Below are 9,423 nucleotides of genomic sequence, written 5' to 3'. Positions count from 1 at the left end.
TATTAAGCGACAATTACGGTGGCCGGTCTAGCGACAATTATCTTGGCCGGTTGATCTGATAAGGTTCGGTACAGCAGAACGGAGGAGTTCACTGTGCCGGGAACACGAATCACTGATCAGCAGGTCACTATTTATATGAAACATAGAAAGCGTAATAGCCAAGTTATCGCGGCTGCGAAAGCAGGTATTTCTGAACGTTCAGCAAGGCGCATTGATAAACTGGATGAGCAGCCATTGTCTAATAAACGCCAATGGCGAACACGTATAGATCCACTTGAATCTATCTGGGACAGTATTGTTGTCCCTCTACTTCAAGGTGATGCTACGTTAACTCCAGTGGGAATTTTTGATCATCTTTGCGAGTTTCACACCGACAAATTTAACCCGAGCTCACGGCGTACATTAGAGCGTCGAATTCATAAATGGCGGGCACTGTATGGCTCAAGCAAAGAGGTCGTATTCCTGCAAACACACGAGTATGGCCTATTAGGTATATGTGATTTCACACATGTGAAGTCACCCGTTACCATTGCTAGTGAACCCCTTAAGCATATGTTGTTTCATTATCGTATGCCCGCCAGNGCGGTGAAAGCTTTGCTGCTTTTTCTGATGGTGTGCAAAACGCATTTAAAGCAGCCGGCGGTGTGCCTAAAGAAGTGCGTACAGACAGTCTCAGTGCCGCCTATCGTAATCATACTAATGATAATGATTTTACAGAGCGCTTTAATGAGCTAGTTATCCATTATGGCTTTAAAGCGACCCGTAATAACCGCGGTATTGCGCATGAAAATGGGGCTATTGAGAGCCCTCATGGGCATCTTAAATCGCAACTGGAGCAAGCATTAAAAATCCGTGGTAGTTATGACTTTCAGACAAGAGAAGTCTATGAATCGTTTGTTGCAGACATTGTTGCTCGCCGTAATCGCCGTGTAAGTGATAAGTACGCAGTAGAGCAGCGACAATTACACGCTTTACCACGGACGATGAGCGTCAATTACACCGAGCATTATCTAACGGTGTCACGTACGAGTACTATTTCATTGAAACGTGTTACCTATAGCGTCCCGTCACGCCTTATTGGTAGCCGATTACTTGTTCGTTTATATGACAACCGCTTAGAGCTGCGCTATGGCAGCGATTTAGTTCAAACGTTAGCGCGTGTCTATGCTTCTAAAGGGTGCCGTGCACGCAATATTAGTTACTTGCATGTTATTGACGCATTGGTTAAAAAACCATTGGCATTTCGCTACTCACAACTACGTGACGACTTACTCCCAAGCGACAATTACAAAGCTATTTGGGAATACGTTAATACTCATCTTTTAGCGGATGAAGCGAGCTATTACATGGTAAAACTGCTCCATTTAGCAAAACAAAGTGGGTGTGAACGTCAATTAGGACGATTTGTAGCAGTGTCAATTACTCAGCGACAATTACCGGCCATCCGAGAATGTGAAGCGCAATTTTTAGTGATTGCATCAAACATACCCACAATAAAAATAAAGCAACACAGCTTGAGCGCTTATAGCAGCATGATACCGGGAGGTCTACATGGATAACTTCACGGCCTCGTTACCTTTAATGCTGAAACAATTAAAGCTTAGCACCATGCTTCAACAGTGGAATACCCTGGGAAAAAAAGCGATGGAAGAACAATGGAGCCCGCAGCAATACTTGTCTGAGCTGTGCCATGTTGAACTTGCGACACGCGATGACAAACGCCTTCAGCGGCTTTTAAAAGATGCAAAATTGCCAATGGGTAAACACCTTAGCAGCTTCGACTTTACCCTTGTTGATGGGGTTAGTAAGCCCCTTGTTGCTGATTTAATAAATCAGCCGGATTGGTTGAAGCACGGTGGCAATATATTGTTATTTGGCGCCAGTGGTCTTGGTAAAACGCATATCGCCAGTAGCATCGGTTATGGCCTTATCGAGCAGGGCCATAAAGTTAAGTTCGTTGCCGCGTCAGCGATTGTTCAACAACTCCAGCAAGCAAAGCGACATTTACGCTTGCAAGACGAACTTGTAAAGCTCGATAAATACAGCTTATTAATCGTTGATGACGTTGGTTACGTTCGAAAAACTGAACAGGAAACGAGCGTGCTGTTTGAATTGATAGCCCATCGCTATGAGCGACACAGCATGATCATCACATCAAACAAATCATTTGAGCAATGGGATGAACTATTTGAAGATTCAACGATGACAGTCGCGGCAATCGATCGTTTGGTTCATCATGCCACGATTATTCATTGTGAAGGTGACAGCTACCGACGCAAAACAGCGCTCAATAAGAGTAAATAAAATTCGGTATCAACCGGCCAAGATAATTGACGCGGAACCGGCCAAGTTAATTGACGCTAGATAGGTTTTAATGCTTTTTGCTTTATAAGCAAGGTTAGCTAACTGTACCGCTTGGGTTGGCGTCAAAGTATTCATATAAGTTCCCTTTAAATTAATAGTTAAAGTTTACATGATGTGTAAATCGCAAAAGCGTGGCTGGTATCTTCTTTAATTGGAATATCGTATGTTTGCGGCTCTTTAGAAATATCGCACTTCAAGTGTGCAAGAAGCTCTTTAAGTGTGTCACTTTTTTCATGAATTGAAACAAGCGTGTACCATAAAACAATTCCTTCTGGCGTGCCGTTTTCTAAATAAATATGCTGAACCAACGAGTCGTTATCAAACATATTAGAGGGCTTACCTGTTTTTATTGTTTTTTCTGTAAAAGTAAAATAACCGTGTTCGTCTGTTGTGGTTTCGTCAACGTATTCATCGCCATAGGTGAGTGAGCGCATTACTTTAGTGTTTGCAACTGGCTGCTCATTATCTAATAACTGCCCCTTTACTGGAGCCGATAAATAAAATTCTTGTTTATTAAAAAAGCCAAACATATCCGCACAAGCCTGTGATGTAGTAAAAAAAACAACAGTAATAGAGACTATTACCAACACAAAAATTTTTAAACGCGATAAAAACAAAGCAAACACTCTCCCAAGACCTAGCTATAAGCTACTAAATGTTTATGGCCAATTAATTACACCAACCATATTTATATTAAAAAAAAGTAGGGGAACATACTAATTAGGTACAATTATACTGCATGTTTTTTAATCAAAAAACAATCCTAATTTAATTATAAAATAGCGTATATATTAATTTACCAATACTACTAAACGCGATACCGCCCACAAGCAAAAAACCATATATAAAACTAATAGCACCAGCGGAAGGATCGCTCCTTTTATCAATTTCTATACATGCCGTGCACACAACAAAAAATATAAAAAAGTTAGCGATAACGCCTAAAATAAAAGCATGCCCAAATAACGGTGATACACCTGCCAAAACTGCGCCCAATATTAAGAGCGAGCCTGAAAATGAATGTTTATTAAACCGGCTCTCAATCATTTTTATAACTAATGTTGCTAACATAAAGAGTAAAAAGTATAGCGTTGGCCAAAACTGATAATATAAATACCCCCAGTTTAAAAGCTCACCTGTAGTTGATGAATAAGTTTGTTCACCTATGACAGGCGCTGAAGCATTCGCGGCATTTTCGCTAAAAAAATATCCTAACCCACCAATAATTAATTTTATAATCCCAAAAAATAAAAAACTGGCAATAGTAAACCCGATAGCGTCATCTCTTGTTAATCGCTTTTTAGCTTTGCTTTTTACAATAATGGCAAGCATTAAACCTAGTAGGCATACACTTCCTAAATAAAGTAACGCCTGCCAAAAGTTATCAGAATAAAATACAGCTAACCCTGGTGCTATAAAAAGATACATAGCATCTTCGTTATCTAATGAACGGCTTGGAGTACTCCGATCTGACTCTTTAAAAAGAGCTAAATATACAAATAAAGGCTGTAAAAACAGCATTAAAATACTCGTGGTAATAAGGCTCATAGATCATCCTTGATGAGAAAAAATTAATGCAGCACAAGTGCTGCATTAATATTAAAAATTGAGTGTGTAATTATGATGGGGGTTATAGGTTTATTTTTTGAAAATATGTTTTAAGTTTTAAAAGCCCCGACTCAAGTTCGAATTTTTGTATTTTAGGATTTTTGAATTTAAACCCATTAGAAATATGAGTATTAATCATTGTCGCCATACCCTCAAACCCAGCTGGCGCACTAGCAACTAAATCGCTCAACAAAGGGTTTATAAGCACTTGATGCTCTTCTATTAAAGCTGGGTCTTCATATATATCGTAAACAAGGTTAGTTAGTGTTTGTTGGCTTTGTTGTTCCATATCATTTCTATAGCGCCTTAGCTTAGGCGTTCATAGCTCCTTTATATTTCTAGGTAAATACATTTAAAGTTTAATTTTCAGCTAACGAGGCTTTGGCTTGCTTTTGTATATATTTAGCGCGATGCTCCCAATCAGCTCTGTTTGCATAATTTATAACGTAATCAGTATGGGTAATCACTTTATTCCACATACCAAGTCTTTGGTAAATAGTGGATAGTTCAAAATGTGCCGAAACAGTTTGAAAGTTTATTTCATTATCATGCAGTAAATACAATTCATATAATCGTGCAGATTCTCTTAAATCCTTTTTTACAAAGTGGCCACTTCGGTAAATCCAAGCAAGTTTTTTTAAAGCACTATACTCGTTATTTGCAATACGAGAGTTAATTTCCTCTAAATAACGAGTACCATCTCCGGTGTGTACGCCTATGTAATATAAAGCCTCCCAATCACCAAGACTATATGCTTTTTCACACCATGCTTCTAATTGTTCAGGTGCATGCATTAAGCTTTTTTGGCATTGCTTAGCGGCCTTCTCTACAGTTAGGTTTGGGGAGTTAATATCTATATTAGGAAAAAGTGATGCTCTCAAAACCGAAGAAAATACAAAACACCAAGTAAAGATAATTATTGATATTATTTTTACCATTGTAGTGAACCATCACTATTCACACGCTTTTCAGGTATGTGCACTTGAAAAGATTTAACAGATGATTCGTACGGGTAGCCTTCTCGATAAAAATAAAGCTCTTTTAGGGGGTTATCCTGATTCGAGTCACCTGAGCAACGTCTATCACTTATGCAACTTAACCCTCCAATAAAGTCGATAAAGCGTACATTGAAAATATTGTGATCTTTAAGAAATACATCAACACCAGGCTGGTCTGCTGCATTTAGTACAGCATGAAAACGATGCATAAAAGCAACAACTCTATTCTGACTTGAACGGTTTAATATAGTAGCTAAATTAACTGCCCAAAGTGCGTTTCTATAAGTATGAGTATCAAAGCAATCGCCTCCTATACCCTTCTGTGAAGAGCATACACTATCCATTATATCCATTGTTTCAACTAACACGTCGAGCGCGACTATTTTCATTCCAATATCGCGCGCAGCCTTAACAAGTTCACCATACGCATGAGGTGTTAAATAGCCATGGGTCCAATACTTATTAAAATACTGCTGTATAACTTCAAAGCCTTTACCTGTGCGCTGATAAAAGTCTATTTTCTCTTGCATAGCTCTTGGTAGCATTTCGATTGCAAAATGTGTAAAACCAGCAGCTTTTAGCTGTTTGATTGCCTTTATTGCTTCATACTTATAACCAGCAGTGCTATGGCTTGATTCACCGAGCATCACTAAGCGCGCATTACCGGCCATTGTTTTATAATTTACATCCGTGTTTATTTTATTCACTGTATTTCCTTATGTTTAATAACTTCGAAGGGCTTTTAAACTAGATATTTTACATTTACTAATTGTGGCCCGCTTTATAAAAATGGCTCAGTAGTTACCTGAGCCTTAATTTAATTACTAACCAATACCCAAATGTGGTGAAACCTTAACCGCAGCAATTACAACTCTACTTAGCTTTTCTAGCATCCAATATAATATTTTTTTCGCTTGAGCGTATGTAAAGTCAGCAGCTATCACTCCAGGCTTACCGACAAAGTTTAATATGTGTCCTAGTAAACCTTGGCAATCATCAGCGTACTTTGCGGACATTTTGGATATTTCAACCAGGCTGCGAGCTAATGCATCATAGATAGTTAGCGTTCCTGCTACTACACCTTGTGCTAGAATGCTTGTTATTTTACCACTTTCTCTTAGTAGTGTTAGTAAGGCACTAGTTATCTTCTCTGCCCAATGAGCATTAAATGATGCATGATGGCTATTACTATATTTTAGGCGTGTCATGGTTAGATTAGATAAAGACCCCTTTTGCATACTCTTATAATCAGGGTAACGAGAAGCAGTATTAATATATCCAGGTGAATCGCCTGCCATTTTATGAGCTGCACCCGTTAGTGAAACACACGTACTTAGCCTATATTCGCTCCCTCCATGTACAAACGGCCAAACAGGTACCATAGGTACAGGATCGCTGCGATGAACAGCCCTATAAATTCCATCTAAACTCGTCTCACTTTGCATCGCAAAAGGCCCATGGCCTACTCTAGGAGATCCAAAAGTATATAACTTAACGGGCACTTTAAATCTTGCTTTTATCCAGCACGCAGCCAAAGTAGCTAACGCACCACCAAGACTATGACCAACGCAGTGAACTGGTCGACCGCCAACCTTACTCAATATTGCTGCTAATTGTGGTTTAATAGACTCAAAAGTTCGATTAAATCCCGCATGAACAGCTTTATAATTTGGTCCAACAGTTAAACCACAGTGCAGATCTGTTAGGGTATCAGCAATACCAGCAGTGCCACGAAAAGTAAGAACAACTTCCCCTTTGTGATCCCCTTCTTTTGAGCCAATACCAAAAAAGCCAAAACCTGTTGAATGATTTAAAACATGCTCAGCTACAGTACCTGATACACCAGTAAAAGCAGACTTTTTTGCATCAAAAACAAAATGTTTACTTATGACTCTACCTGGCTCTATATTTGAGGAGCGATCAGACACAACGCCAATACTATCGTATGCAAATTCAGCTAATTGTGATGCAACACTAGGTGATAAAATATTCATATAAATTCCCTTTTATCTAAAATCTTTAAAATAATCTTCGCTATCTTCTATCTCATATATTTCAAAATCATGTTCCCATCTACATATACTAGAAGCATCAAATTCCAAATTTGGATTATCATAATTAGGAAAAGTAAAGTTTACTTCTGTAGATTCTAAGTCAGCATTTAAGCTACTTAACTTGTATTTATATTCACTTCGCTCTTTTATGCCATTGAGCTTTGAGCTCCAAAGCTCATATTCTTCACCGCCATGAATTGCAGTAATAAGTTGATAAGTAACTTCATGGGAGAACATATCACCGGGTATTTTTGACTCAACAACAACTTCTGGCATATTAAAGGTGCCATCGGAAGCTGTAATGACCTGATCTTCTTTTTCAATTTTATGTGCAAATTTAAGGCTGCGATTAATTAAAACACCTTCAACGGGATTGCCGTTTAAAGTAATAATCCCTTTAACTTCAGAGCACATATGTACGTCATATTTTTTTATTAAACCAAACATAGTGGTTAGGGCCTCCTTACCTATATCTCTAATTATTTAAAATAAGTACCATTAATCAAAAACGTGAAAGTAAATGACTTTCAACCGATACCTCATTAGCCATATCATGTTGAATGCGCGCCATACACGCAGCAAAGTGCTGCTTCATCTAATAGTGCTTGCTATTTGAATTGGCTTCAAAAGAAACCTGTAAAGTCACCTTTTTTCTATTCTCTTGTTTTTATTAAATAAATGCATAAAACAGATAATACCTCTCAGTTGCTCGCGATACTGTTTGACCGTTCAATTTAAAAATAGATTCAGCTTTACTTAGCTCTTCACCTTGTATGACCTTTTGCGTAAGTCCGGTGCCTTTACACAGCTTATGCCAGCGAAAAACAATCGCTTTGTCGTTTAATCGATTCGCTTTTTTATCATCTACATACAGCACTAAATGGGCGTAGTTACTAATTACTGCATAAGCACACACGCCAATACAAAACACTTTGGCAAGCAGAAGTAACTTTTCTTCAACACAGCCTCTTCGATGCACGTAAGACTTGCCAGTAAAATGGTCTTCGCCACATAAAAATACACGCCGAACACAACGCGAGATACAGGGGGTAATATTTTGTATCCACCAAACTTACTTGACGCTTACTTGGGTAATGCCATAAAACACCCTGCTAATTTTTCACAATAATTAAACAGTAGCCACTACTTAAAGAGCAAAATTTAGGATGGGTGTCTTGTTTATTTTACAACATCCATATTTTTAGGGTGGATGTCTTGATTATTTTTTTCAGATAGGAGTTAATGATAATAAAAAAAGATCAAAGGAATCAGTAATTAACTCGACATTACTAAAATTCACTTCTTCTTGTGATTGTGCTTCACCATCTTTGTTCCAAAAATAAACTTTTCCAAAAAACTCCCCTTCAACACCCAAGCAAATTTCATTACCAATTCCATCTCCTGCTATCGGTAATAATTGATTTGGTAAACTTCCACTCAGAAAACCTCTTCTAGCAAAGATAGAAATGCTTGTATCAGTGTCACTTATACCGTAAAAACAATCCAATGGTATTGTATATTCGTCATCCTCCTTGTCTACATACTCACATTCAACCTCCGGATATCCTCCATTATACTTTTCTAAAAAGTTTGTGTATTCTTTAGGCGGTGTTAATCCGTATAGAGAAAACTTCTCAAGAATTTTTTTAGTCGATAGCTTTGGGTAACTGTTTCGGATTTCCATTTGATTAAGCCTCAAAATTATAAGTTGACCGACCACCATTATGCCGTACTGCACCATGAAGGTCTGTAGGAATTAGAATTAATTTTGTTGAATTTTCTACGTGATGCCATGTGTAATTATCAGGTTTTCTCCAGCCTTTCACCCTCTTTTTCATTAAATTATTAGCATCTTTCATATCAATAGCAGAGCCATGCCTTTTATTACCGTTTTTAGTCAAACTGTCTGGATTAAGTTTCGGTAACTCTACAGTGACCAATTCATTATTAATCTTGTATCCATATGGTGAAAAATCAGGGAAACCTGAATCACTAAAAACCACCCCTTTTGGGTACTTACTCGCCAATATCTTTAAATCTTTTTCCCGACTAATTCTATCAATATTGTTTTCTTTTGCTAATCTATCTTTCATAATTGGATTCTTTGATATATCAAAACTAAAAACATCACCCGCAAACTCCGAATTTATTGGAGGCTTACCATTGATCATTTGTAATTTATTACTAACTTCAATATCACGCGTTACTTTTATCGGTAAAGGATTTGAGTTCAATACCCCAGCCTCTGGAGTATTCAGTTCAACCTTCAGACCTTTAGCCCCATTCAAAACAGTCTTACCGCCAGCTAACGTAGCAGCAATTTCAACTGACTTGTGGGCTATTGTAGCAAGTGCTGGTGAACCTGTCGCCTCAAGCGTCGCATCACCAAGCGCTGCCAT

Annotated in this window: 10 protein-coding genes and 2 pseudogenes; 2 read left to right on the top strand and 10 right to left on the bottom strand. The window is 38.2% G+C overall.

Features of this window, described 5'->3' with window-relative positions:
- Positions 1-93: 93 nt before the first annotated feature.
- Positions 94-1,559: pseudogene (locus tag L652_RS01000000123660) on the top strand (IS21 family transposase).
- A complete protein-coding gene (istB, locus tag L652_RS0110505; protein WP_008108712.1) occupies positions 1,552-2,304 on the top strand; it encodes an IS21-like element helper ATPase IstB in 753 nt (250 codons plus the stop codon). The pseudogene L652_RS01000000123660 and the gene istB overlap by 8 nt, the downstream one beginning before the upstream one ends.
- Positions 2,305-2,462: 158 nt before the next feature.
- Here the strand turns inward: istB and L652_RS0110495 are convergent, their stop codons facing one another.
- From L652_RS0110495 to L652_RS0110450, 10 genes and pseudogenes are all read right to left on the bottom strand, one after another.
- Positions 2,463-2,894, bottom strand: a complete 432-nt coding sequence (locus tag L652_RS0110495) for a transthyretin-like family protein (protein ID WP_240915842.1) — start codon at positions 2,892-2,894, stop codon at positions 2,463-2,465.
- A gap of 238 nt (positions 2,895-3,132) precedes the next feature.
- Positions 3,133-3,912, bottom strand: a complete 780-nt coding sequence (locus L652_RS0110490; protein ID WP_024595608.1) for a hypothetical protein — start codon at positions 3,910-3,912, stop codon at positions 3,133-3,135.
- Between the two features lie 82 nt (positions 3,913-3,994).
- Positions 3,995-4,261, bottom strand: coding sequence for a hypothetical protein (locus L652_RS0110485; protein ID WP_024595609.1), 267 nt, complete (start codon positions 4,259-4,261; stop codon positions 3,995-3,997).
- A 70-nt stretch (positions 4,262-4,331) separates the two neighbouring features.
- The gene (locus L652_RS0110480; RefSeq protein WP_024595610.1) at positions 4,332-4,910 is read right to left on the bottom strand and encodes a hypothetical protein; all 579 of its coding nucleotides are present in this window, start codon (positions 4,908-4,910) and stop codon (positions 4,332-4,334) included.
- Complete coding sequence (locus L652_RS0110475) at positions 4,904-5,677, bottom strand: ChaN family lipoprotein (RefSeq protein ID WP_024595611.1); 774 nt, start codon at positions 5,675-5,677, stop codon at positions 4,904-4,906. Before L652_RS0110475 ends, L652_RS0110480 begins: the two co-directional genes overlap by 7 nt.
- 117 nt (positions 5,678-5,794) lie before the next feature.
- Positions 5,795-6,964: a lipase family protein gene (locus tag L652_RS0110470; RefSeq protein ID WP_024595612.1), complete on the bottom strand. Its 1,170-nt coding sequence runs from the start codon at positions 6,962-6,964 to the stop codon at positions 5,795-5,797.
- 12 nt (positions 6,965-6,976) lie between these two features.
- Complete coding sequence (locus L652_RS0110465) at positions 6,977-7,471, bottom strand: DUF6795 domain-containing protein (protein ID WP_024595613.1); 495 nt, start codon at positions 7,469-7,471, stop codon at positions 6,977-6,979.
- A gap of 209 nt (positions 7,472-7,680) precedes the next feature.
- Positions 7,681-8,094: pseudogene (locus L652_RS01000000123655) on the bottom strand (hypothetical protein); the annotation flags it as partial.
- 158 nt (positions 8,095-8,252) lie between these two features.
- Complete coding sequence (locus L652_RS0110455) at positions 8,253-8,708, bottom strand: SMI1/KNR4 family protein (protein ID WP_024595615.1); 456 nt, start codon at positions 8,706-8,708, stop codon at positions 8,253-8,255.
- Positions 8,709-8,712: 4 nt separating this feature from the next.
- Positions 8,713-9,423, bottom strand: a 711-nt coding sequence (locus L652_RS0110450; protein WP_024595616.1) for an HNH endonuclease, incomplete at its 5' end; no start/stop codon positions are given.

It is taken from the genome of Pseudoalteromonas sp. TB25 (assembly GCF_000497995.1).
Lineage (GTDB): Bacteria > Pseudomonadota > Gammaproteobacteria > Enterobacterales > Alteromonadaceae > Pseudoalteromonas > Pseudoalteromonas distincta.
Note: the sequence above shows the minus strand (reverse complement) of the source record. Positions and strands in the feature narration are given on the sequence as shown.